At 57.1% G+C, this 23019-nt stretch carries 24 protein-coding genes and 1 riboswitch; of the genes, 12 read left to right on the forward strand and 12 right to left on the reverse strand.

Features of this window, described 5'->3' with window-relative positions; all coding sequences use genetic code 11:
* Positions 1–66 precede the first annotated feature (66 nt).
* Together upp and QK300_RS08450 are read left to right on the forward strand one after the other, a co-directional pair.
* Positions 67–711: a uracil phosphoribosyltransferase gene (gene upp / locus QK300_RS08445; RefSeq protein WP_281301251.1), complete on the forward strand. Its 645-nt coding sequence runs from the start codon at positions 67–69 to the stop codon at positions 709–711.
* 90 nt (positions 712–801) lie between these two features.
* Positions 802–2181: a sodium-dependent transporter gene (locus tag QK300_RS08450; RefSeq protein ID WP_281301252.1), complete on the forward strand. Its 1380-nt coding sequence runs from the start codon at positions 802–804 to the stop codon at positions 2179–2181.
* Positions 2182–2193: 12 nt separating this feature from the next.
* Here the strand turns inward: QK300_RS08450 and QK300_RS08455 are convergent, their stop codons facing one another.
* The 4 genes from QK300_RS08455 to ispH all read right to left on the reverse strand — a co-directional run bounded on the left by QK300_RS08455 (position 2194) and on the right by ispH (position 4650).
* Entirely contained in the window at positions 2194–2700 is a 507-nt protein-coding gene (locus QK300_RS08455; RefSeq protein ID WP_281301253.1) for a PaaI family thioesterase, read from the reverse strand.
* Positions 2700–3161 carry a PaaI family thioesterase gene (locus QK300_RS08460; protein WP_281301254.1) on the reverse strand — a complete coding sequence of 154 codons (462 nt, stop codon included), beginning with the start codon at positions 3159–3161 and terminating at the stop codon, positions 2700–2702. The genes QK300_RS08455 and QK300_RS08460 overlap by 1 nt, the downstream gene beginning before the upstream one ends.
* The gene (gene rnhA, locus QK300_RS08465) at positions 3154–3621 is read right to left on the reverse strand and encodes a ribonuclease HI (RefSeq protein WP_281301255.1); all 468 of its coding nucleotides are present in this window, start codon (positions 3619–3621) and stop codon (positions 3154–3156) included. The genes QK300_RS08460 and rnhA overlap by 8 nt, the downstream gene beginning before the upstream one ends.
* 78 nt (positions 3622–3699) lie before the next feature.
* A complete protein-coding gene (ispH, locus tag QK300_RS08470; RefSeq protein ID WP_281301256.1) occupies positions 3700–4650 on the reverse strand; it encodes a 4-hydroxy-3-methylbut-2-enyl diphosphate reductase in 951 nt (316 codons plus the stop codon).
* A 363-nt stretch (positions 4651–5013) separates the two neighbouring features.
* Between ispH and QK300_RS08475 the strand changes: the two genes are divergently transcribed.
* The 6 genes from QK300_RS08475 to QK300_RS08500 all read left to right on the forward strand — a co-directional run bounded on the left by QK300_RS08475 (position 5014) and on the right by QK300_RS08500 (position 11464).
* Complete coding sequence (locus tag QK300_RS08475) at positions 5014–5547, forward strand: hypothetical protein (RefSeq protein WP_281301257.1); 534 nt, start codon at positions 5014–5016, stop codon at positions 5545–5547.
* An 88-nt stretch (positions 5548–5635) separates the two neighbouring features.
* A riboswitch (glycine riboswitch) is annotated at positions 5636–5741 on the forward strand.
* Positions 5742–5922: 181 nt separating this feature from the next.
* Positions 5923–7095 carry a glycine cleavage system aminomethyltransferase GcvT gene (gene gcvT, locus QK300_RS08480; protein WP_281301258.1) on the forward strand — a complete coding sequence of 391 codons (1173 nt, stop codon included), beginning with the start codon at positions 5923–5925 and terminating at the stop codon, positions 7093–7095.
* A gap of 56 nt (positions 7096–7151) precedes the next feature.
* The gene (gcvH, locus tag QK300_RS08485) at positions 7152–7529 is read left to right on the forward strand and encodes a glycine cleavage system protein GcvH (RefSeq protein WP_281301259.1); all 378 of its coding nucleotides are present in this window, start codon (positions 7152–7154) and stop codon (positions 7527–7529) included.
* A gap of 58 nt (positions 7530–7587) precedes the next feature.
* A complete protein-coding gene (gene gcvPA / locus QK300_RS08490) occupies positions 7588–8988 on the forward strand; it encodes an aminomethyl-transferring glycine dehydrogenase subunit GcvPA (RefSeq protein WP_281301260.1) in 1401 nt (466 codons plus the stop codon).
* Positions 8989–8996: 8 nt separating this feature from the next.
* Positions 8997–10565: an aminomethyl-transferring glycine dehydrogenase subunit GcvPB gene (gene gcvPB / locus QK300_RS08495; RefSeq protein WP_348651859.1), complete on the forward strand. Its 1569-nt coding sequence runs from the start codon at positions 8997–8999 to the stop codon at positions 10563–10565.
* A 146-nt stretch (positions 10566–10711) separates the two neighbouring features.
* Positions 10712–11464: an EAL domain-containing protein gene (locus QK300_RS08500; protein WP_281301262.1), complete on the forward strand. Its 753-nt coding sequence runs from the start codon at positions 10712–10714 to the stop codon at positions 11462–11464.
* Positions 11465–11487: 23 nt separating this feature from the next.
* On the opposite strand, the gene QK300_RS08505 is transcribed toward QK300_RS08500, so the two are convergent.
* Both QK300_RS08505 and QK300_RS08510 read right to left on the reverse strand, forming a co-directional pair.
* Positions 11488–12024: an adenine phosphoribosyltransferase gene (locus QK300_RS08505; protein WP_348651860.1), complete on the reverse strand. Its 537-nt coding sequence runs from the start codon at positions 12022–12024 to the stop codon at positions 11488–11490.
* A 105-nt stretch (positions 12025–12129) separates the two neighbouring features.
* Positions 12130–13008 carry an S-methyl-5'-thioadenosine phosphorylase gene (locus tag QK300_RS08510; protein ID WP_281301264.1) on the reverse strand — a complete coding sequence of 293 codons (879 nt, stop codon included), beginning with the start codon at positions 13006–13008 and terminating at the stop codon, positions 12130–12132.
* A 136-nt stretch (positions 13009–13144) separates the two neighbouring features.
* Here QK300_RS08510 and QK300_RS08515 point away from each other — a divergent pair, with 136 nt between their 5' ends.
* Complete coding sequence (locus tag QK300_RS08515; protein WP_281301265.1) at positions 13145–13546, forward strand: MGMT family protein; 402 nt, start codon at positions 13145–13147, stop codon at positions 13544–13546.
* Here the strand turns inward: QK300_RS08515 and QK300_RS08520 are convergent, their stop codons facing one another.
* Together QK300_RS08520 and QK300_RS08525 are read right to left on the reverse strand one after the other, a co-directional pair.
* The gene (locus QK300_RS08520; protein WP_281301266.1) at positions 13547–14593 is read right to left on the reverse strand and encodes a DUF3179 domain-containing protein; all 1047 of its coding nucleotides are present in this window, start codon (positions 14591–14593) and stop codon (positions 13547–13549) included.
* Between the two features lie 115 nt (positions 14594–14708).
* Positions 14709–16082 (reverse strand): sodium-dependent transporter, encoded by a 1374-nt coding sequence (locus QK300_RS08525; RefSeq protein WP_281301267.1) that lies wholly within the window; start codon positions 16080–16082, stop codon positions 14709–14711.
* 149 nt (positions 16083–16231) lie between these two features.
* Here QK300_RS08525 and QK300_RS08530 point away from each other — a divergent pair, with 149 nt between their 5' ends.
* The gene (locus QK300_RS08530) at positions 16232–17749 is read left to right on the forward strand and encodes an alanine/glycine:cation symporter family protein (protein ID WP_281301268.1); all 1518 of its coding nucleotides are present in this window, start codon (positions 16232–16234) and stop codon (positions 17747–17749) included.
* A 12-nt stretch (positions 17750–17761) separates the two neighbouring features.
* A complete protein-coding gene (locus tag QK300_RS08535; RefSeq protein ID WP_281301269.1) occupies positions 17762–18463 on the forward strand; it encodes an SDR family NAD(P)-dependent oxidoreductase in 702 nt (233 codons plus the stop codon).
* Between the two features lie 11 nt (positions 18464–18474).
* Here QK300_RS08535 and QK300_RS08540 read toward each other — a convergent pair whose 3' ends face one another.
* Positions 18475–20028 carry a methyl-accepting chemotaxis protein gene (locus QK300_RS08540; protein ID WP_281301270.1) on the reverse strand — a complete coding sequence of 518 codons (1554 nt, stop codon included), beginning with the start codon at positions 20026–20028 and terminating at the stop codon, positions 18475–18477.
* A gap of 25 nt (positions 20029–20053) precedes the next feature.
* Complete coding sequence (locus tag QK300_RS08545; protein ID WP_281301271.1) at positions 20054–20416, reverse strand: hypothetical protein; 363 nt, start codon at positions 20414–20416, stop codon at positions 20054–20056.
* A gap of 406 nt (positions 20417–20822) precedes the next feature.
* Between QK300_RS08545 and gpmA the strand changes: the two genes are divergently transcribed.
* Positions 20823–21527, forward strand: a complete 705-nt coding sequence (gene gpmA / locus QK300_RS08550; RefSeq protein ID WP_281301272.1) for a 2,3-diphosphoglycerate-dependent phosphoglycerate mutase — start codon at positions 20823–20825, stop codon at positions 21525–21527.
* On the opposite strand, the gene QK300_RS08555 is transcribed toward gpmA, so the two are convergent.
* Together QK300_RS08555 and crcB are read right to left on the reverse strand one after the other, a co-directional pair.
* Positions 21528–22523 (reverse strand): RluA family pseudouridine synthase, encoded by a 996-nt coding sequence (locus tag QK300_RS08555; RefSeq protein WP_281301273.1) that lies wholly within the window; start codon positions 22521–22523, stop codon positions 21528–21530. It abuts the gene before it with no gap.
* Positions 22520–22915, reverse strand: coding sequence for a fluoride efflux transporter CrcB (gene crcB / locus QK300_RS08560; protein WP_281301274.1), 396 nt, complete (start codon positions 22913–22915; stop codon positions 22520–22522). Before crcB ends, QK300_RS08555 begins: the two co-directional genes overlap by 4 nt.
* Positions 22916–23019 lie beyond the last annotated feature (104 nt).

Here is a 23019-nt window from a genome sequence, read left to right on the forward strand (position 1 = left end):
CCATCATGTTGCTTCCAAAACCCGCAGGCAGGGTGCTAAGAAACGATGGGACAAAGGAGAATAAAAATGACCAAGGCTACAGGACATGATCTCACTATCGTTGATCATCCGCTGATCCGGCACAAACTCACCCTGATGCGCCAAAAAGACACGCCATCTGCGCAGTTTCGCCAGCTTTTGCGCGAAATCAGCCTGCTTTTGGCCTATGAAGTCACCCGCGATCTGCCCCTTCAGGATATCGAGATCGAAACACCGCTGGAAAAATCGGTGCAAAAACAGCTTTCCGGTAAAAAGCCCTGCTTTGTTTCGATCATGCGGGCAGGCGATGGCCTGTTGCAGGGCCTGCTCGATCTGGTGCCCTCAGCCCGGGTGGGGCATGTGGGGCTTTATCGGGATCATGACACCCTGAAGCCCGTGCAATATTATTTTAAAATGCCCCATAGCCTTGAGGAACGCCATGTTCTGATCGTGGATCCAATGCTGGCCACAGGCAATTCGGCGGCGGCGGCGGTCTCCCTTGTCAAGGAAGCGGGGGCCAATAAAATTCGGTTTTTGTGTTTGGTCGCCGCCCCGAAGGGTGTTGAAACCCTGCGGGCCGCTCATCCCGATGTGCCGATCTTTTCCGCTGCCCTTGATGATGGCCTGAATGAACATGGCTATATCACCCCCGGTCTGGGTGATGTTGGGGATCGATTGTTCGGTACGAAATAAGGCTTTTGCCAAAGCGATCAGGATGAAATATCCATTCGGCATAAAATATAAGGGCCTCATTGGGCCGCATATCAGGGGAAGGACAAAATTATGGCACGATCCGAACCACTTGCGCATGAAAACTGGTCGTCGCGCCTCGCCTTTATCTTTGCTGCGGTCGGCAGCGCCGTGGGCCTTGGGAATATCTGGAAATTTCCTTATGAAGCGGGCCAGGGCGGCGGCGGGGCGTTTGTTCTGATCTATCTGGCCTTTGTGTTTGGCATCGGGGTGCCGGTGATGATCGCTGAATTGACATTGGGCCGACGCGGCCATCTTTCGCCCCCCAATGCGGTGAAAAAGGTCGCCCGGGAAGAAGGCCGCTCAACGCTTTGGGCGGTCGCCGGATGGAGCGGGGTGGTTGGTGCCCTTCTGGTTTTAAGCTTTTATTCGGTCATTGCCGGGCTCACGCTGTCTTATATGGTGGCCAGCTTCACCGGCTCATTGACCATTCTCAATCAATATACATCCGGGGATTATTTCGGTGCCGTAACGGGAAATTTCTGGATTGTTCTGCTGTGGCACGGCATCTTCATGGCCATCACCATCACGGTTGTGGCCCGGGGCATTCACGGGGGGCTTGAAAAAGCCGTCACATGGCTGATGCCTGCCTTGTTTGGTCTGTTGCTGCTTTTGGTGATCTATGCCCTCAGCGTGGGGGATGCTGCCTCTGCCATCCGCTTTTTGTTTCAGCCCGATTTTTCCAAAGTCACCTTTGAAACGGTGATCCAGGCCTTGGGTCAGGCCTTCTTCTCCCTTTCCCTCGCTTTGGGGGCGATCATGGCCTATGGCGCTTATGTGCCCAAAGATGTATCTTTGCCCAAATCCGCCTTCATCATCGCCGGAGCCGATACAACAGTTGCGATTCTCGCAGGTCTGGCCATTTTCCCCATCGTTTTTCAATATGGCTTGGAACCCGGAGCGGGGGCGGGGCTTGTGTTCATCACTTTGCCCGTGGCTTTTGCCCAGATGCCCGGCGGTATCTTTGTGGGCGGGGCCTTTTTCCTGCTTTTGGGCATCGCCGCCCTGACCTCGGCCATTTCCCTTCTCGAACCCTTTGTGGCATGGCTTGAAGAACATCGCGGCATCCATCGTAAGATTTCCGCTGTCGGCACCGGGATTGCCATTTTTATATTGGGGATCGGTTCGGTTTTATCCCTTAATTTATGGTCTGATCTGACCTTCTGGCGCGGCACCATCCTCGATAATCTGGATTTCCTCACCAATAATATCATCATGCCCATGGGCGGGCTTTTGATCGCCCTGTTTGTGGGCTGGCGGATGCGAAAGATCAGCATCCGCGATGAGCTTGACAGCATGAGTGATGGGGGATTCAAAATCTGGCTGTTCATGCTGCGCTTTGTGTGCCCGCTGGCTTTGGCGCTGATCTTTTTGGGATTTGCCTTTCGCGGCCTGCTTTTCGGCGAGGGATAAGGGGAAAAGCCTTCAGCCCTGCTGGCTTTCTTGTGGATTTTCTTCTGGGTTTCCTTGTGGATTTTGCGGGGCGGCCGGTGGCTGGGGCAGCAGAAAATGCATCTGCGCTTCGGCCACCGGCTTTTCCCGGTCCTCTTGCCAGGCCAGTGATCGCACGGAAGCGATCCGCGATCCCTGCTTGATGATGCTGGCCGCCGCATAAAGATCCTGCGGCCCCGCAGGGCGCAGAAAATCAACGGTCAGCGTCACCGGCTTGGGCAGGCTTGTCAGTTCAGCGCCGCTGCCCCGGGATTGCCACATCAATTCCGCCATCGCCGCAAATTCCAAAGCCGCGCCCAAAACCCCGCCATGATAGCGCCCCGGCGCCCCGATATGCTTAGGATCAAAGGCCAGATGCAGGCGCACATCATCATCTGATCGCTCAAGGCTCAGCCCCAAAAACCGGGCATAAGGGATGGCATCCAGCGCCACCACTGCATGGGTGTCGCGCATCAGGGCCCTGATAATATCAAATCCCATCACCGCCCCCCTTTTTCATGGCCACGATCGATGATGAAACTGGCGGTGGCGTGGGCGATGGCATCGCCTTCATCTTCATGAAAAGCCACGCCGCGCACAAAAGCCACCTGCCGGGTCAGCCGGGTGCAATGGGATGAAGCCAAAACCGCCAGACCCGGGGTGGCCGGTTTCAGATAATCGATCCGTAGATCCAAGGTGGCCACCGGCAATAAGCGATCCAGCGCCGAAAAAACCGCCATCCCCAAAACCGAATCGAGCAGGGTGAAAATCGCACCTCCCGCCATCACCCCGGTATCGGCATAAGCCACCAGATCATCCGACCAGGGAAGCTGCATCCGGGCCCGCCCCCCATCGGCGGCGATCAAATGGATCCCCAAGGCCGCCATCTGCGGCACCATCTTGATCATCTGATCGATCAGGGCCGTCTTGTCGATCTCAGGCGATGCTCCGGCTTCAGCCATTCGCCGCTCCTTTTACCGATTTATAGGGCGCCATGCCTTCATTGGCCAAGCGGTCAGCCGCTTCATTGCCATCATGGCCGGAATGGCCCTTCACCCAATGCCATGTGATCTCGTGGTCGGCAATGGCCGCATCGAGCGCCTGCCAAAGATCCACATTGGCCACAGGCTTTTTCGCCGCCGTGCGCCAGCCTCGGGCTTTCCAACCAGCAATCCATTGGGTGATGCCGGATCGCACATAGGTGCTATCGGTATAAAGATCCACATGGCAGGGGCGTTTGAGGGCGTTCAAAGCCTCGATCGCGGCGGTGAGTTCCATGCGGTTATTGGTGGTATCAGGGGCCCCGCCGATCAGGGTTTTCTGATGGCCGTTCCAGCACATCAAAACCCCCCAGCCGCCGGGGCCGGGATTGCCCGAACAGGCCCCATCCGTATAAATCTCAACCCGGCGTTTTGCGGTCACGCGCCTTTTCCCATCACGCCCGTCAGGCTATCGCTTGATAAACTGAGCAATAAACAGCGATGATCCGCCCTAATCTGATCAAGCGGCACTTTCCCGCAAAATGGCAGGGATTTTGAAGGTGACATCTTCGCGCGCGGTTTCCACTTCCTCCAAGGTCACATCATAATGATCCGATAAGGCGGAGATCAATTCCTGAACCAGAATTTCAGGAGCCGAAGCCCCGGCGGTGACGCCGATGACCGCAGCCCCCGAAAGCCAATCCCAATCCAGATCGGCAGCCTTTTGCAACAGCCGCGAGGACACGCCCTCTTTCTCCGCCACCTCGACCAAACGGCGCGAATTGGATGAATTGGGGGCCCCGATCACCAGCAGGCGATCACAGCGCGCGGCCATGGCCTTCACCGATTCCTGACGATTTGTGGTGGCATAGCAGATATCTTCCTTGCGCGGCCCAACGATATTGGGAAAGCGCCGGATCAGCGCCTCAACAATCCCCGCCGTATCATCCACCGATAAAGTGGTTTGGGTCACAAAGGCCAGATTATCGGGATCTTGCACCGCGACATTTTTGGCATCATCTTCCGATTCGATCAGGGTAATCGATCCCGGAGCCACCTGCCCCATGGTGCCGATCACTTCGGGATGCCCGGCATGGCCGATCATCAGAATATGATGGCCGGTGCGATCATGATGCTCCACCTCGCGATGAACCTTGGAAACCAGGGGGCATGTGGCATCCACATAAAGCAGCTTGCGGCGGTCGGCTTCCGCCGGAATGCTTTTGGGCACCCCATGGGCGGAAAACACCACCGGCACATCATCGGGCACTTCGCTCAATTCCTCAACGAAAACAGCGCCTTTGCTTTCCAGATCCTCAACCACATGGCGATTATGAACGATTTCATGGCGGACATAGACCGGCGCGCCAAAGCGTTCCAAAGCCAGTTCAACGATCTTGATGGCCCGATCCACCCCGGCACAAAATCCTCGGGGAGCCGCCAGAAGTATCTGCAAGGTCGGTTTGCTCATCAGATCATTGTCCTCATCGTTCGGCGATCCTGATTCTGACAAAGATGTGACATAAAGGCCAGCTAAACTCGATCAGCATCAAAATCCATTTGGAATAACACCTAGGCTTTCATTTGAACGCCAGAACACTATAACGCAAGAGACGATGCGCGCCTACAGTTCAAAAAAATCTCTGTCATCACCCTTTATCAGGGAAATGTGATGTGATCTGCCCCCACACAGGCTTTTATCGGTGCAGGTTTTGATGGAATCATAAGATTTGATCGGTCCATAAGAGCGGGCATTGCCTCAAGCCTGGGAAGCCCCTATTGATGGAAAACTTTTAACCCCTTGTCGATCCACATCCAAACCTGAAGAGATCGCATGTCTCATATGTCCTTGTTCTTGCGCTTCATCACCACCGGCGCACTGATGGCTTTGGCGGCCTGCGGTGCCAATCAAAATCCGTTGGAAGTCACGATCCAGCGTTGCCCGGCTTTGGCTGTCGTGGGGGGCACGGGGTCGTTCGTGCGCTTCATGGGGGATGAGAAAAATGTCGCCGATATTGCCTATGAAGCCAGCATCACCAACCTCACACTGAAATGCGATCAGAACCGGAATGTCATCAGCGATGTGCATTTTGATCTGGCCGCCGTGCGCGGCTCGGCTTTGCCGGAAACCGGTGAGATTTCCTTGCAATGGTTTGTGGCTGTTGTGCGCGATAATTCGATGATTGTTGCCAAGGATATTTATGAAACGCGCCTCAGCTTTGAAAGCGCCGATCAGCAGCGCGTCGTGGTGACCGAGCGATTGCGCCAGGAACTGCCCGATATTGAGCGGGCGCGGCGCTATAATTATGAAATCCTGATCGGCTTTCAGCTCGATCCCGAAGATGTGCGCTATAATTTGCTGCGCTGATCGCTTTTGCCGCGTTGACAGGGGTGGAGATCCGCCTGTAGAGGAGAAGCGACTGCACTGATTATGTCGGGCGGCTGTAGAAGGCCGCTGACCGCTTGCGGGAGAGAGCTTTTGATGCGGTTGAAAGCGCATGAAAAGCCGCCGAAGGAGCAACCGCCCCGGAAACTCTCAGGCCAAAGGACCGTTAGCGGCAGACGACTCTGGAAAGCAGGTGGGCAGGGTCCACCTCACCGACGGGGATAAGGCAGACGCTGCGGCCATCGGGCCAAAAGCGTCTGGCGAAATCTCTCAGGTTCCGTGACAGAGGGGGCTTTGTGATGCCGCACCGAGCGGCTGAAGCCTTCATGCGCCTTTAAGGTGCCAAAGCGGAGCCTGATGATGACCGATTGCGGGACAACGACAGCCCCCCTGCTCCTCGAAACACCCCTCAATGCCCTGCATCGCGAAATGGGCGGGCAGATGGTTGCTTTTGCCGGCTATGAAATGCCGGTGCAATTTCCCATGGGGATCAAGGGCGAACATCTGCACTGCCGCCAGAAAGCCGGATTGTTCGATGTCTCGCATATGGGTCAGGCCATGCTCGACCCCATCAACCCGGATGACGATATCGCCCGTCTTTTTGAAGAGCTGGTGCCCGGGGCCATTGCCAGTTTGAAACCCGGCCAGATGCGCTACAGCCTGCTGCTCGATGATACAGGCGGCATCCTTGATGATCTGATGATCACCCGCCGGGCTGATCGCGAAAACGGCCTGTTCATCGTTGTCAATGCCGGGCCGCGTTTAGGGGATTTCGCCCATATCCGCTCCAGATTGGCAGGCCGGGCCCGGCTTTCGCTGTGCGATGATCGCGCCCTGCTGGCTTTGCAGGGGCCAGACGCTGCGGATGTGCTGGCAGCGATCATCCCCGCCTGTCGTGATCTTTTGTTCATGGAAGCCTTGTGGACCCGCCTTGATGGCCATGATCTGATCATCAGCCGTTCGGGCTATACCGGCGAGGATGGCTTTGAAATCTCGCTCCCCGCAGATCATGCCGAAAGCTTCGCCCGTCGTCTTCTGGCCGATGAGCGGGTTGCCCCCATCGGCCTTGGGGCCCGCGACAGCCTGCGCCTTGAAGCCGGTTTATGCCTTTATGGTCAGGATCTCAGCCCCGAGATCACCCCGGTCGAGGCCGATCTTTTATGGGCCATCCCCAAAGCCCGCCGGGATCGCGCCGATTTCCCCGGTGCCGGGCGTATTCTGGGCCAGATTGCCGATGGCCCGGCCCGAAAGCGAGTGGGCATCAGCCCCGATGATCGCACCATTGCCCGCGATGGAACCGCGATTTACAGCCCGGATGGCACTCAAAAACTTGGCATCATCACATCGGGCGGCTTTGGCCCCACGGTGAATGCGCCGGTGGCCATGGGCCTGATCGATGCGAAGGCCGCCACCCCGGGCACAGACATCGCCCTGATGGTGCGGGGCAAGCTGCGCAAGGCCCATGTAAAGGCCCTGCCCTTCGTGACCCAGAATTATGTGCGAAAATCATCAAAACCAAAACAGGGCTGAACGCTCTTTTTCCATCAGCCGGGCCAAAGCCCGCATTTTGCAAAGGATTTTTGATCATGAGCATGATCCGTTTTTCCAAAGACCATGAATGGATCCGCATCGAAGATGGCAAGGGGGTGATTGGCATCACCGATTATGCCCAGGCGCAATTAGGGGATGTGGTGTTTGTGGAATTGCCCGAAATGGGGGCCACCTTGATGAAAGGCGACGAGGCGGCTGTGGTCGAATCGGTAAAAGCCGCCAGCGAGCTTTATGCCCCGGTTTCAGGGGAGGTAAGCGCGCTCAATCAGGCTTTGGTGGAGGATCCCGCTCTGGCAAACAGCCAGCCGATGGATGATGGCTGGTTTTTCGAGATCACCCTCAATGACCTGAGCGAGCTTGATGAGCTGCTCGATGATGAAGCCTATGAGGCCTATCTCGCCGAGCTTGGCTGATCTCAACCGATCCCAAGGCCCAAGCCTAATCCGCGCTGCATCAAAGGACCCCCGCCCCATGCGTTATCTTCCGCATAATGATCGAGACCGCCAGGCGATGCTCAAGGCCATCGGCGTGGCTTCGATCGATGATCTGTTTGCCGATGTTCCCAAGGCCGCCCGGCTCAGCAGCCCCCTTGATCTGCCGGGCCATAAAAGCGAACTGGAGGTGGACCGCCTGTTTCGCGATTATGCCCGGCGCAATATTCCGGCTGCCGAACATGCTTTTTTCGTTGGCTGCGGGGCCTATCGCCATCATATTCCGGCAAGCGTTGATTATATCATTCAGCGGGGTGAATTTCTCACCGCCTATACCCCCTATCAGCCTGAAATCGCTCAGGGCACTTTGCAATATCTGTTTGAATTTCAAACCCAGATTGCCAATCTTTTGGGCTGCGATGTGGCCAATGCCTCGCTTTATGATGGCTCCACCGCCTGTGGCGAAGCCATCCTGATGGCCCGGCGCATCACCCGGGGCCGCAAAAAGGCCATTCTGGCGGGCGGGCTTCATGCCCATTATGGCGATGTAGTGGAAACCATCACCCAATATGGCGATGAACAGGTGATCCGCTTGCAGCCTTTGGCCGATGATCCGGCCCGCGATCTGCAAAATCTGATCGATAGCATCGACGAGGAGACCGCCTGCGTGGTGGTGCAAACCCCCGATCTGTTTGGCCATCTGCATGATCTGGGCCCTTTGGCCGAAGCCGCCCATCAAAAAGGCGCGCTTCTGGTCGCTGTGGTCACCGAAGTTGTGTCGTTGGGGGCGGTGAAATCCCCCGGTGAAATGGGGGCCGATATCGTGGTGGCGGAAGGCCAATCGATCGGCAACGGGCTGAATTTCGGCGGCCCGTATCTGGGGCTTTTTGCCACCCGGGAAAAATATGTGCGCCAGATGCCCGGGCGGCTGGCCGGGCAAACCCGGGATGCCGATGGCAAGCGCGGCTTCGTGCTCACACTCTCCACCCGCGAGCAGCATATCCGCCGGGAAAAGGCGACATCCAACATCTGCACCAATTCCGGCCTCTGCGCCCTGGCCTTTACCGTTCATATGACCTTGCTGGGTGAAAAGGGATTGCGGCAATTGGCCATGATCAATCACAAAAAGGCCACCCAATTAAGGGCAGCGCTCGCCGGAATTGATGGGGTCGAGGTGCTGAACCAAAGCTATTTCAATGAGCTATGCGTGCGCCTGCCCGGCCGCGCCGATGCGCTGGTCGAAACTTTGGCGGCGCAAAAAATCCTGGCCGGTGTGCCCGCCTCGCGCCTTTATCCGCAAAGGCCGGAGCTTGCCAATATCCTCATTCTGGCCATCACTGAAACCGTAAGCGAAGCCGATATCGCCCTGCTGGCCGGGGCGCTTCGTGATTATCTGGCCACCCCCGGCACCCCCGCCACCCCCGGCATCAAGGAGCGTTGATCATGCCCATGAACCGCACAGGACGCCCCAGCCATAGCGGCGAGGGCACCCTCCCGGCCCCTTTTGAAAGCTTCAGCGGCCATCGCGGCCTGCTGCATGAAGAACCGCTGATTTTTGAAATCGGCGATGCCCGCCATAGTGGGGTGGATATCGAGGATGCGGGCGATTTCCAAACCGCCCTTGGTGGCCTTGAACGCAATGGGGCGATTGGCCTGCCCGGCTTATCAGAGCCGCAAACCGTGCGGCATTTCACCCGGCTGAGCCAGAAGAATTATGGCATCGACAGCGGCTTTTTCCCCCTTGGCTCGTGCACCATGAAGCATAATCCAAGGCTGAATGAAAAAGTGGCGCGGCTGCCCGGATTGGCGGATATTCACCCCCTGCAACCCCAAAGCACGGTGCAGGGCGCTTTGGCGGTGATGCGCGATCTGAGCCATTGGCTGATGACCCTGACCGGAATGCCGGCGGTTGCCCTTAATCCCAAGGCCGGTGCCCATGGGGAATTATGCGGCATCATGGCCATCCGGGCCGCCCTTGAAGCCCGGGGCGATGCCCGCAAGATCATTCTGGTGCCCGAAAGCGCCCATGGCACCAATCCCGCCACCGCGGTTTTCTGCGGCTATCAGGTGAAAGCCATTCCCGCAGGGCCGGATGGCCGGGTGGATCTGGAGGCGCTCAAAAAAGCGCTGGGGCCGGATGTGGCCGGGATCATGCTGACCAATCCCAATACCTGTGGCCTGTTTGAACGCGATATCATCAAAATCGCCGAGGCCGTGCATGAAGCCGGCGGCTTTTTCTACTGCGATGGGGCGAATTTCAATGCCATCGTGGGCCGGGTGCGGCCCGGTGATCTGGGCATCGATGCCATGCACATCAATCTGCACAAAACCTTTTCCACGCCCCATGGCGGCGGCGGGCCGGGTTCAGGGCCGGTGGTTTTTTCTGAGGCTTTGGCCCCCTATGCACCCTTGCCCTATGTGGTTGAAACCGACGATGGCCTTGCCTTGCATGAACATCATCAGGGCGCGGATGATCAAAGCTTTGGCCGCCTTGTGGCCTTTCACGGGCAGATGGGCATGTATGTGCGGGCTTTGGCCTATATGCTCAGCCATGGCCATGATGGCCTGCGCCAATTGGCCGAAGATGCCGTGCTCAATGCCAATTATCTGCTGGCGGAATTAAGCACCCATATGACCGCATCCTTTGCCGGGCCCTGTATGCATGAAGCGCTGTTTGATGATCGCTTCCTGAAGGATACCGGCATCAGCACCCTGGATTTCGCCAAGGCGATGATCGATGAAGGCTATCATCCGATGACCATGTATTTCCCCCTTGTGGTGCATGGGGCCATGCTGATCGAGCCCACCGAAAGCGAATCGAAAGCCACCCTTGATGAATTCATCGCCTCCATGCGCGGGCTGGCGGCAGCGGCCAGAGAGGCGGCCCAAACGGGAAATACAGAACGTTTTACCGCAGCCCCCCATTTTGCCCCCCTAAGGCGGCTGGATGAAACCCTTGCGGCTCGGCAGCCCCTGTTGAAATGGACAGCGCCCGCGTCGTCACAAGCGGCTGAATGATCAAGGCGAGGAAACGGGGACGAACTGCCGCAAAAAGCGCATAAAAACAAAATATTTGTGTTTTTTATAGCTCCGGCCCAGCATCATTAAGGGGTCCTTAAAGCTTCGCCCTCTAGGGTAGAAAAAATTCTGGATGGGGCAATTCGATGACACGGCAAACGCAATGCGGGGCCTGCCGAGATGGGCAGACCCTGCCATTTTCCTTCACCATGGCTTTCCAGCCCATCATCGATAGCCAAGAGGGCAGGATCTGGGGCCATGAAGCTTTGGTCCGCGGAACCAATGGCGAAGGCGCCGGGGCAATTCTGGCCCAGGTCACGCATGAAAATCGCTATCGCTTCGATCAGGAGTGCCGGATTCGCGCCATTCAAATGGCAGCAAAGCTTTTCCCTGTTGATCAACGCCCTATTTTATCGATCAATTTCATGCCCAATGCGGTTTATGAGCCCGAAGCCTGTTTGCGCGCCACCCTGCAGGCCGCCCGAAAAAGCGGATTTCCCTTGAAAAACATCATGTTCGAGCTCACCGAGGGGGAAAAGATCGATGATATCGAGCATGTTAAAAAAATCATTGCCGAATATAAAAAATGGGGCCTGATCACAGCCATCGACGATTTTGGCGCGGGCTTTGCCGGGCTCAGCCTGCTGGCCGATTTTCAACCCGATCTGATCAAGATCGATATGCATCTGGTGCGGGATATTCACAAGAATATCGCCCGACAGGCGATTGTCACCGGCATTGTGCGCACCGCTCTCAGCCTTGATATCATGGTGATTGCCGAAGGCATTGAAACGAAGCAAGAATTCCAGGCCTTGAAGGAACTGGGCGTGACCCTGTTTCAGGGCTATTATTTTGCCAGGCCCCGCACGGGCGCTCTGTCACCCGTCAATCTGGGCTGATCAGAACCGATCGGGCGGGATGTTCAATCCCCCTCGAAATGGCACAGGCTGATCACCTCGATCCCCATATCACGGATTTTCTGCGCCCCGCCCAGATCGGGCAGATCGATGGCAAAGCACGCCGCCACCACGGTTCCCCCCACCTGCCGAATAAGCTTCACCGCGGCTTCAGCCGTGCCGCCGGTGGCGATCAGATCATCGGTCAAAAGCACCAGATCGCCCGAGCGGATGGCATCTTCATGGATCTGCAGGCAATCTTCGCCATATTCAAGCTGATAGCTTTGGCTGATGGTGCGATAAGGCAGCTTGCCGGGTTTGCGAATGGGAATGAAGCCGCAGGCCAATTGATGGGCGATAGCACCCCCCAGAATAAAGCCACGGGCCTCGATCCCCGCCACTTTATCGATGGCCACCCCCACATAGGGCTGCACCAGTTCATCCACGGCCTTCCGAAAACCCCGGGCATCGGCAAGCAAGGTGGTGATATCGCGAAACTGGATACCGGCTTTTGGAAAATCAGGAACCGTTCTGATCCGCGATGTCGCCCATTCCGTGGCCATTGGCTTCTGGGGCTGAGGGGGGTTCATTTTACCATTCGACACCGTCTGGTTTCTCCTGTTCAAAAGGGATTGGGCAACAGAAAATCGGGTCCGCATTGGGGGCCATCAGCCTGCGGGCTTCAGCACCCGCCCGGCCACTGCATCAAGCCGATCCATCAAGGCCGCATCGCGCTGATCAGGATGGGTGACGATGGCCATTTCCAAGGCACGATCACAGCCCGATGGGCAAGGGGTTTGGCGGTTTTCCATGATCAAAGGGGCGGCTGCGGCCACCAGATTTTGGGCTTTGCTGGCATTATCCATCAGAATTTTCAGCACGCTTTCCACATCCACATGGGCTTCCCCTTCGCGCCAGCAATCATAATCGGTCACCATGCCGATGGTCAGATAGCACATCTCGGCCTCGCGGGCGAGTTTGGCTTCCGGCAGATTGGTCATGCCGATCAGATCCGCACCCCATTGGCGATAAAGATGGGATTCCGCCCGGGTCGAGAATTGCGGCCCTTCCATCACCAGATAGGTGCCGCGCGGATGGAGGGTGAACTCCATGCCCTCGGCCGCTTTCGCCAGATCGCTGCGCAGGCGCGCGCAGGTTGGCTCGGCCATCGAAACATGGGCCACCAGCCCATTGCCAAAATAGGACAAGGGCCGCGCCCGGGTGCGATCGATGAATTGATCCACCAGCACGAAATCGCCGGGCTGCAAATCTTCGCGCAAGGACCCGCAGGCGGAAAGCGATAGAATATCGGTGACCCCCAAACGTTTCAGGCAATCGATATTGGCGCGATAATTGATGCCATCCGGGCTTAGCCTGTGGCCCACCCCATGGCGCGGCAAAAAGGCCAGTTCAACCGATCCCAGCCTGCCCCGGATGATCAGATCGGATGGCGCACCAAAGGGGGATTCCACCCCCACATGGCGAACATCTTCAAGGCCGGGCATATCATAAAGACCGCTGCCGCCGATAATCCCTAATATTCCCATCGCTTGTCATCCTGTGATAAGGGCATGATCCATTCGCCCTTGGGTGCGCGAGCAGGCCTTGCAAGTCAAGTGCTTGTGGCGCCACTCTCAAAGCTCGGAATATTTTCTTCAGTTTTTTACCAACGGACGATCAGCCATGACCGATCAGAAATTCGCCAAAATCCATGCTCTGGTCGCGCTCATCCCTTTGGGCGAGGTGGCAAGCTATGGGCAGATCGCCGCCCATATTCCCGGCGTCACGGCCCGCCTTGTGGGCTTTGCCATGGCAGGGCTTGGGGATAAAGCGCCGCGTGGTGGTGTGAGTGGGGATGAACATACGGGCGATGAGGCAGGCCTTCCGTGGCACCGGGTGGTGAATGCCAAGGGCACCATCAGCGGCCACGCCGGAGCCGCCGAACAAAGACGCAGGCTGGAAGCCGAAGGCATCCATTTCGATGCGCATCATCGGCTGGATATGAAAAAACACGGCTGGTCCGGCCCCGACCCCCTGACCCTGATGGACCTGGGACTCGACCCCGAAACCGCCTTCAACCCATGATCAGCCTTCATCGATCTTCGTGATGATCGGGGCATTGGGGTAAAAGGCATGGAAGGCAAAGGCGAAATCAACGCCATAGACCACATCTTCCAGCCCGTTTTCGGTTTGACGCTCTACCGTCACCGTTCCCACATCCTTGGAGCGATCAATCTCTGAGGCATCAAGGGCGCTGGCCTGGCCCGGCACCCAACTGATGATCAGGCCATCCTCGGTTTCAATGCGCTTTTCACGGCGCAAAAGATCAAGAGTCCAGGCCCGCTCCCCCACCGAGACCACCCGCATCATCGCCGGGATATTTTTCGGCAGCGCCCCATCATAGAGAAAGGGCCGTCGCAGGCTGTCATAGCCTTCATAAGGATTGGTGCCATAAAGCCCCGCCCGGCTGAAGGGGCGCTCTAAAACCCGGCCATTGGGATGACGCTCGCGAAAGAGGGCAAAGCTTTCAAGACGAGACGGCAGGCGCTTTAATTCCGCCCCCAACAATGTGCCAACAATCGCTTTGCCCGTGAATTGCTGCCACCAGCTTTCGGTTTGACGATCATACATCACCAGATCGGAATTCCGCAGTTTGCCGGTGGTGCCAAATTCCAGCTCCCGTCCTTCATGGCGCCGATCAAATACAATGGCGGCATTGCACAAGGGGCAAAAGGTCACCGCGATGGGCACATCGCCCATCCGATCATTGACAATTTCATGGCGGGTGAGAATCGCCAGCGGATAGGCCCGCGCCTCGCCATCGATTTCAAGGCTGATCACCGGTGAGCGATCACTCAGCCAATCGGCCTTATTGATGGCTTCAAATTTTGGCCGATCCACGGATGGGATGCCATCCTTTGGCGGGCCGCCCGAAAAAATCTCGGAAAAATCAACCGAAGCCTTGGAAAAATCGGTCTTGCCCCATTCATAGGCCCAGCCCCGGGGCACCGTTTGCCCGGCATGAGCCGAAGTTTGCTGCGGCCCCACCGTTTGCGCCATGGCGGGCGGATGAAAGGCCATCACAGACAAGAGAAGGGCGGCAATGGCCGGCATTTTGAATGATGTTTTCATGGCTTCAGTCTAGCGCGCTCTTGCAGCCTGCAAAAATCACATCGCATCACCAGAAAACACGCATTTGTGATCGCTCCATGCCCGCGTCACATCATGATGGCTCGCGCCCTGCCCCTTAAAAAATATTGACGAGAAACAAAATCGCCACCACCCCGGGGGTGATCCAGCGCAGGGAAAACAGCCATATCCGAAAAAGCGGGCCATCGCGCATGTTCAATTCTTCGAGCACCGCCTTTCGGGTCAGCACCCGGCCCACAAAGCCGGAAATCACCAAAGCCCCAAGGGGCAGAACCAGTTTATCAATGCCATTGGTGATCAGGCCAAAGAAATTCACCCCCTGAAGGCTGGGAATAAAGCCCAAAGGATCAACATCTTGCCAGATATTGAAACTGAACACGCTGAGCAGGCCCAAAAGCCAGCTTCCCCCCGCTGCGATCAGCGTGCCTTTCATCCGGCTTACCCCGCGTTCCGATAGCCAGGCGGTGGTGGGTTCATAAAGGGCGATGGCCGATGTAAGGGCGGCAATCAGCAGGAAAAAGAAAAACAGGGCCCCCAGAATATCGCCCCCCGGCATCGCGGAAAAAGCCAAAGGCAGGCTGACGAACACAAGGCCGGGGCCGCCTTCGGGATTAAGGCCATGGGCAAAAACGATGGGAAAAACTGCAAGGCCCGCCAGCAGCGCCACCGCCGTATCTGCCGCCACAACCATCCCCGATGCGCGAAAGATCGAGGCATCTTTGGGCAGATAAGCCCCATACATCATCACCCCGCCAATCCCCACCGACAAAGTGAAGAACGCCTGCCCCACTGCCGCCAGCGCCATATCGGCATTGAGCTTTGAAAAATCAGGGGCAAACAGATAGCGGATCGCCTGGGCCGCATCCCCGATAATGAGGGCATAAACCACTAAAAGCAAAAGCAGAATGCCCAAAGCCGGGGTCATGATGCTCACCGCCCGTTCGATCCCGGCGCGCACCCCCATAGCCACGATGCCCAAGGTCGCCAGAATGAACAGGCCCTGCCACAAGAGCAAACGCGGCAACGAGGCCTTCAGGCCATCGAAATGGGCTACGGCCCCCGCCGCATCAAAGGTGGAGAACATCCCGCGCGCTGCCGTGAACATATAATCGAGGGTCCAGCCGGCGATCACCGAATAAAAGCTCATCACCAAAAGGCCGCCCACAAGCCCAAACAAGCCGGGAATGCGCCAGGCATTGGTGCGGCCATGCTCCACCGCCTGGCTGCCCAGCGCCTGTGGCGGACTGGCAGCCCCCCGGCGGCCGATCAGCACTTCGGCAATGAAAATGGGGGCCGCCACAAACAGCAGCCCCAATAAATAAACGGCAACAAAAGCCGCCCCGCCATTTTCCCCGGCGGTATAGGGAAATTTCCACACATTCCCAAGCCCGACTGCCGATCCCACAGCGGCCATGACAAAGGCCAATCGCGATGAAAATTTTGGTGTCCCCGAAGAAGCCGCTTGCGCCACGGTCTCAATCCTTTTCTGCTCATGCCGGGGGACTTTGGCAGAAGATGCATGATGGCGGCAAGCCCTTGATGCGGCAGGGGGCTTGGCGGATGCACAAACATGCGCTTAAAGTGTCATGAATATTTGCATATCAGAAAGATCGATCCAGAATGCGCCTTAAAAAATTTGCCCGACCTGCCCCCCTGATGGCTGTTTTCATGGCATCCCTTTTCATGCCCTTTTTTTCCGGCAGGGCCGAGGCCAGCATCATCGATCAGATGATCAATGGATTATCCAGCACCGTTTTTTATAAAATCAGCCTGTTTGGCAGCGATATCGAATTGATCGTCATCTGGATGGCGCTGCCGATGCTGTTTCTCACGGTTTATTTCGGCTTCATCAATCTGCGCTCCTTTCCCTTGGCTGCGCGCATTTTGCGGGGCCGCTATCGGGATGATACATCGCCCGGCGAAGTCACGCAGTTCCAGGCCCTTTCCACCGCGCTATCGGGCACGGTGGGGCTGGGCAATATCGCCGGGGTGGCCATTGCCATTGCCATGGGGGGACCGGGTGCCGCCTTGTGGATGACGGTGATCGGCTTTTTCGCCATGACCTTGAAATTTGCCGAATGCACGCTGGGGGTGAAATACCGCACGATCCACAAAGATGGCACGGTATCAGGCGGCCCAATGCACTATCTGGGGCGGGGGTTGGCGGCCCGGGGATGGAAAAAGCTGGGCTTCGTGCTGGCCTGGAGCTATGCGCTCTTTGCCATTCCCTCGCTTTTGCAGATCGCTCAGGTCAATCAATCCTACAGCCAGTTTTCCGCTGTCACCGGGGTGGATGCCCCCTGGACCTTCGGCATCATCCTCGCTCTTCTGGTGGGGATCGTGATCATCGGCGGGATCAACAAGATCGCCCGCGTCACCGTGCGGCTGGTGCCTTTGATGGCGGTTCTTTATGTCGGTGCTGCGCTTTTCATCATCTTGTCTCATGCGGCTGAAATTCCTGCGGCCATCGCCCTCATCTTCAATGAAGCCTTAAGGCCGGAAGCCGGGATCGGGGCCATCATCGGGGCCTTTGTCTGGGGCATGCGGCGGGCGGTTTATTCCACCGAAGCCGGCCTTGGCTCGGCCACCATCGCCCATGCCGCCGCCCGCACGCGGGAGCCGGTTTCAGAAGGCATGGTAGCCCTTTTGGAACCCTTCATCGATACCGTGCTGATTTCATCGATGACCGCCCTTGTGATCATCGTTACCGGGGCCTGGCAGGTGGAGGGTTTAAGCGATATCCAGATGACGAGTTGGGCGTTCAACAGTGTGCTCGATGGCTTTGATATCGTGCTGGCCGTGGCGGTGGTGCTGTTTGCCTATTCCACGATCATCAGTTGGGGATATTATTCGAGCAAGATCTGGGCCTTTGTCTTTGGCCCCTCGAAAATCAGCAGCCATCTGTTCAAGGCCGTTTATATCATCGCTCTGATCCCCGGCGGTGTTTTCACTGTTTCACAGGTGTTTGACATCATGGACAGCTTTTTCTTCCTGATGGCGGTTCCCAATGTGATTGGGATCTATATCATGGCTTCAGAATTGAAACGCGATATCCGCAGCTACAAACAAAGAATCAAAAGCGGCGAAATCGCCATGGTCCCGCGCGGCGAAAGCACAGTGGTCGCGGTCGAGAAATAAAAGGAATTCATCATGGCAAATCCGGTCTGCGCGATCATCGGGATTGGTCCGGGCAATGGGCTTGCCCTGGCCAGGCGCTTTCAGGCCGGGGGCTATGATATCGCCATGATGTCGCGCAGTGCGGAAAAGCTGGAAATGTTTGCAAAGCAAATCGACCGCACCCGCCTTTATCCCTGCGATGCCAGCGATCCCGAAAGCCTGAGCGATGCCTTTCGCAGGCTGCGCCATGACATGGGTTCGGTGGATGTTTTGTGCTATAATGCCGGGGGCGGAAGTTGGTCGACCCCCGATGATACCACCGTCAGCGAAATGGATATCGCCTTCCGCACCAATGCCACCGGGCTTTTATGCGCGGCCCAGCAGGTGATCCCCGGGATGATCGAAAAAGGCAGTGGCGCGATCATGATCACCGGGGCCACGGCATCTCTGCGCGGTGGCCCGAAAACCACCGCTTTTGCAGCGGCCAAAGCCGCCCAGCGTTCGGTGGCGCAATCGCTGGCCCGGCATTTGGGGCCAAAGGGCATTCATGTCAGCCTGTTCATTATCGATGGGGTGATCGATCTGGCGCGGACCCGCAAAATGCTGCCCGATAAGCCCGATACTTTTTTCCTCAAGGCCGATGATATCGCCGATACCATCTTTCACACCGCCCGCCAGCCGAAATCCGCCTGGACCTTTGAACTGGATATGCGCCCCTTTGTGGAGCGCTGGTAAAAAAGCTCCCCTCAGCCCAAACTGCGCGCGCTACCGGTGGCGGCATGAAGGCGTTCCATCAGCCGGGTGCGCAGATCCCCGATTTCCTCATCGATGCTGCGGGCTTTATCCAGAACCAGTGTGGCATTGCCTTGATTGGCGCGGCTTTCTTCATCCACCGAAAGAATCTGCTGGCCCACCTTGCCCACGCTGTTTTCAGCGGCGCTGATGGCGCGGGTGATTTCATGGGTGGCGGCAAGCTGCTCTTCGGTGGCTTGCGACATCCGATCCGCCGAACCTGCCACCGCCTCGACCCGCTCGGCAATCTGGCTGATATCGGTCGTCACCCGGGCCACGACTTCCAAAAGGCTGTTCACAAAGCCCGATATATCTTCGGTAGACCGCGCGGTTTGCGCAGCCAGGGATTTCACTTCATTGGCCACCACCGCAAAGCCCCGCCCCGCATCACCGGCCCGGGCGGCTTCGATGGTGGCATTCAGCGCCAAAAGATTGGTTTGTTCGGCAATATCATTGATCAGCCGCACCACCTGCTGAATGCGCGTGGCCGCTTCATTCATCCCGGTTACGGTTTCGCGGGTTTGCTGGCTGGTCAGTTGGGCTTCGCGCAAACGATCCGTGGTTTCGCTGATCTGACGGCTGATCCGATCGATGGCCGTATTCAATTCATCCGCCCCGCTGCGCACGCTGGCAATGCTATCTTTGGCCACCACCGTTTGACCGGTGGCATCCTGCGCGCTTTCATGCAACCGCCCCGCCGATTGCTGCAAGACCTGCGCCGCATCCACCGAGGCCGCTGTTTGCTGACCGATTCGGGCCATCATATCCCCCAGATCGGTTTCCACCTCATGCGCCAGCGTTTCCAAAGACCGGGCGATATCAAGCTGCCGCCCCTCGGCCGCTCGCACTTCCTCGGTTCTTTTTTCTGCTTCACGCATAGCCAATTCTGCGGCAGCCCGCGCCTCTTGTGCCTGCATTTCTTTGGTTTGCGCCTCGCAGCGCTGGGCTTCGGCCTCTTTCGCATGGCTTTGCGCTTCTAAAAGGGCCTGTTCAGATTGCATGAACAGATCGCTGATCCGGCCAATCAAAACCCACAAGGCATAGGCCTGCACCACCACCACATTGGCATGAAACAAAACCCGCAATAAATCCGATTGTCCGCCAAAAACCCATTCCGGCATGAATTGGTTGAACAGTAAATGATGGATCGCCACCACCACCGCCGCCGTTAAGATCACCTTGCGATCAACGAAAAAAACCAGCGCTGAAAGGGCCGCGAAAAAATACATGTGCATATCGACCTGCCAGGCATGGCCCTGCATCATGAAAGCCGCACTGGCCACAACCAGCACCAAAGCCACTGCCGCCACAAGCCGATAGGGAAGTGCTGGCCCATAGCGCAGATAAGCCACAGTCGCCGCCGTGCACACCAAGATCATGGTGATCATCGCGGCCATCACCGGCTGGCCCATCAACAGGCCAAACACAAAAAAAGCGGGAAGATGCGCCCATAAAAACCACAGGAAGAATTTTGCAACCTGCATCCGCAAGTGTTCAAGTGCCGCCATAGCGCCTTATCCCCGATCAAAAAGCTTATCCGGCCACAATGGCCACACCCGCACCATTCTCAGCATCTGAAAGCATGAACGGACCGCGCCCAAGGCGCCCGCCGCAGCCAAACCAACCCGCACCATCAAGCACCAGAGTGGCGCCATGCTGCCTGATCTTTTTTTGGAAAGACGTGTCAGGCGACCAGATGACCCATCCCCCCGGAATAGCAGCCCGATCAATCACATAACCCCCCGCCAAAGCCACGGCCTGCATCCGATCCGCTGGCGCCTGATCAGATGGAAACAACACCAGAAACCGCCCGCTGGCAGGAGGCATCACAGCCGCAATGAACAAAAGCACAAAGCCCAGCACCGCAAGCCCGATGGCTGGCCAAAAGGCTTTCATGACCGAAAAGACTGCATGTCAAGACCCATCTCAGGATGTATCGCCCATTATTTACACGTTAGAACACAACTATCCATTTAGATTTATATTTTGTTGATCTTTTAAGTATAGTCTTACCAATTCCTTAACGAACACAGCTTTGTGAGAAAATAACATATTTATACACGCATTAAGTGTTATTCCGCAGGCGTCATCCTTAATATCGGCATCCCGACCCCCTTTTCTTACCTCATTCCGGGCTTGACCCGGAATCCATCTTTGGAGGCTGGAGGATGGGAAAGGGTGGACCCCGGCCCGGGGACCGGGGTGGCGGAATTTTGCGGCACCCGGCCATAGGGCTTGACGAGGCTGCCGGGCATTGGGCACAAGCAGGGCATCATTCATCCGCTTTTATAGGGATAAACCCATGCCCGATCTCATTTTGTTGCGCCATGGTCAAAGCCAGTGGAATCTGGAAAACCGCTTTACCGGCTGGGTTGATGTGGATCTATCCGAAAAAGGCGAGGAGGAAGCCGCCCGGGCCGGGCAATTGATCCGCGCCCATGATCTCACCCCCGATCTGTGCTGCACATCGCTGTTAAAGCGGGCCATCAAAACCCTGCATATCGCCTTGGAAGAACTGGATCGCTTATGGCTGCCGGTGGAAAAATCATGGCGGCTCAATGAACGCCATTATGGTGGATTGCAAGGGCTGAACAAAAAGGAAATGGCCGCCAAGGTGGGGGATGAGCAGGTGCATATCTGGCGTCGCAGCTATGATAGTCCGCCCCCCATGCTCGATGAAAATGATCCCGGCCTGCCCCATCATGATCCCCGCTATGCCGGGATCGATCCAGCCTTATTGCCCCGCACCGAAAGCCTGAAGGATACGGTGGAGCGCTTTTTGCCCTATTGGGAGGACAGCCTTGCCCCGGCCCTTCGCAGTGGTAAAACCGTGCTGGTGGCAGCCCATGGCAATTCCCTGCGGGCGCTGGTCAAATATCTCGATCATATCTCCGATGACGAAATCACCGGCCTTGAAATCCCCACGGGCACCCCGCTTTTATACCGCCTTGATAGCGATCTGAAGCCTATCGAGCATTATTATCTTGAAGAACGGCCCGTGGCCTGATCACACAAAGCCCGCTTCTTCAAAAGGGTCTTCGCGATAATCGGCGATCCAGCCGAAAGTATCCCATGTGGCTTTCATATGGCTGGGCAAAGGGGCGGTGACATCGATCAGCCCGCCATCGGGATGCGGGCACAGCATCCGCCGGGCATGAAGATGCAGCTTGCGGGAAACAAGCCCCCCCAAAAAGGCTTCGGCCCCGCCATATTTGCCATCGCCCACGATCACATGGCCGATATGGGCGCAATGCACCCGTAATTGATGGGTGCGCCCGCTTAGGGGCTTCAGGGCAACCCAGGCGGCCTTTTGCCCGGCTTGTTCGATGGTGGCATAAAGGGTGCGCGCCGGTTTTCCCTGTTGGGTCACCACCATGCGCTCCCCTCCATGGCCGGGCTGCTTTTCCATGGGGGCCAGAATTTTTCCATCCTGCGGGCTGGGCACGCCATTCAGCAGCGCCCAATAAACCTTATGGGCATCCCGCCCCTTGAAGCTATCGGCCAAAGCGGACGCCGCGCGCACGGTGCGGGCAATCAGCAAAACCCCCGAGGTATCCTTATCCAGCCGATGCACAAGGCGCGGGCGTTCATCCTTGCGATCAAAGCGCAGGGCATCAAGCAGCCCATCCACATGGCGGGTGATCCCCGGTCCACCCTGAGTGGCAAGGCCCGCGGGCTTGTTGATGGCAATCACCTGCGCATCTTTATAAAGCACCCAGGATCGCACCTCGGCCTTTTCTTCATCGCTGATGCTATGGGGCAATTTCCGGCCCGCCTGACGCGGCTGGGTGGCCGCTTCATCCAAAGGCGGCACCCGGATATCCTGCCCTTTTTGCACGCGATCACTGGGTTTGGTTCGCCCCCCATCAAGGCGGATTTGCCCGGTGCGCATCAGGCGCGATAAATCCCCATGCGATAGCCCCGGAAAATGCCGCTTGAACCAGCGATCAAGGCGAATCCCATCTTCATCATCGGTGATCACGAAATGCAATACGTCGCTCATGCCAAAAATCGCCCCGCATAAAGGCCCGCAAACACCCCGGCAAGGGTAAGGCCAAAGGATAAAACGGCATAAAGCCCGGCTTGCAGCATCTGATGCCGTTCGATCAGCAAGGCCATTTCAAGGGAATAGGTTGAAAAGGTCGTAAAGCCACCCAAAAGCCCCACCAGCAAAAATCCGCGCAAAGAAGGGGAGAGGGAAAATTTCAAGGCCAGCAATTCCACCAGCAGGCCCATCAAAAACGCCCCCAGCCCATTCACCAAAAGCGTGCCAAGGGGAAAACCGCCTTGGGAAAACCGCATGATGAAGCTGCCAAGATAATGGCGCGAAACCGCCCCGATGGCCCCGCCCGCAGCAATCGCCATGGGCATCGATGTGAAGAAACTGCCGCTCATATCCATCTTCCGATTCTATCAAGGCCCCCATCGTCTGGCTGATGAGGCCGCTTCTGCCCCCCTCCTAAACCGCGCCGAAGCTTTGCACAAGCTGGCCGTTGATA

It is taken from the genome of Iodidimonas sp. MBR-22 (assembly GCF_029946565.1).
Lineage (GTDB): Bacteria > Pseudomonadota > Alphaproteobacteria > Sphingomonadales > Rhodothalassiaceae > Iodidimonas > Iodidimonas nitroreducens.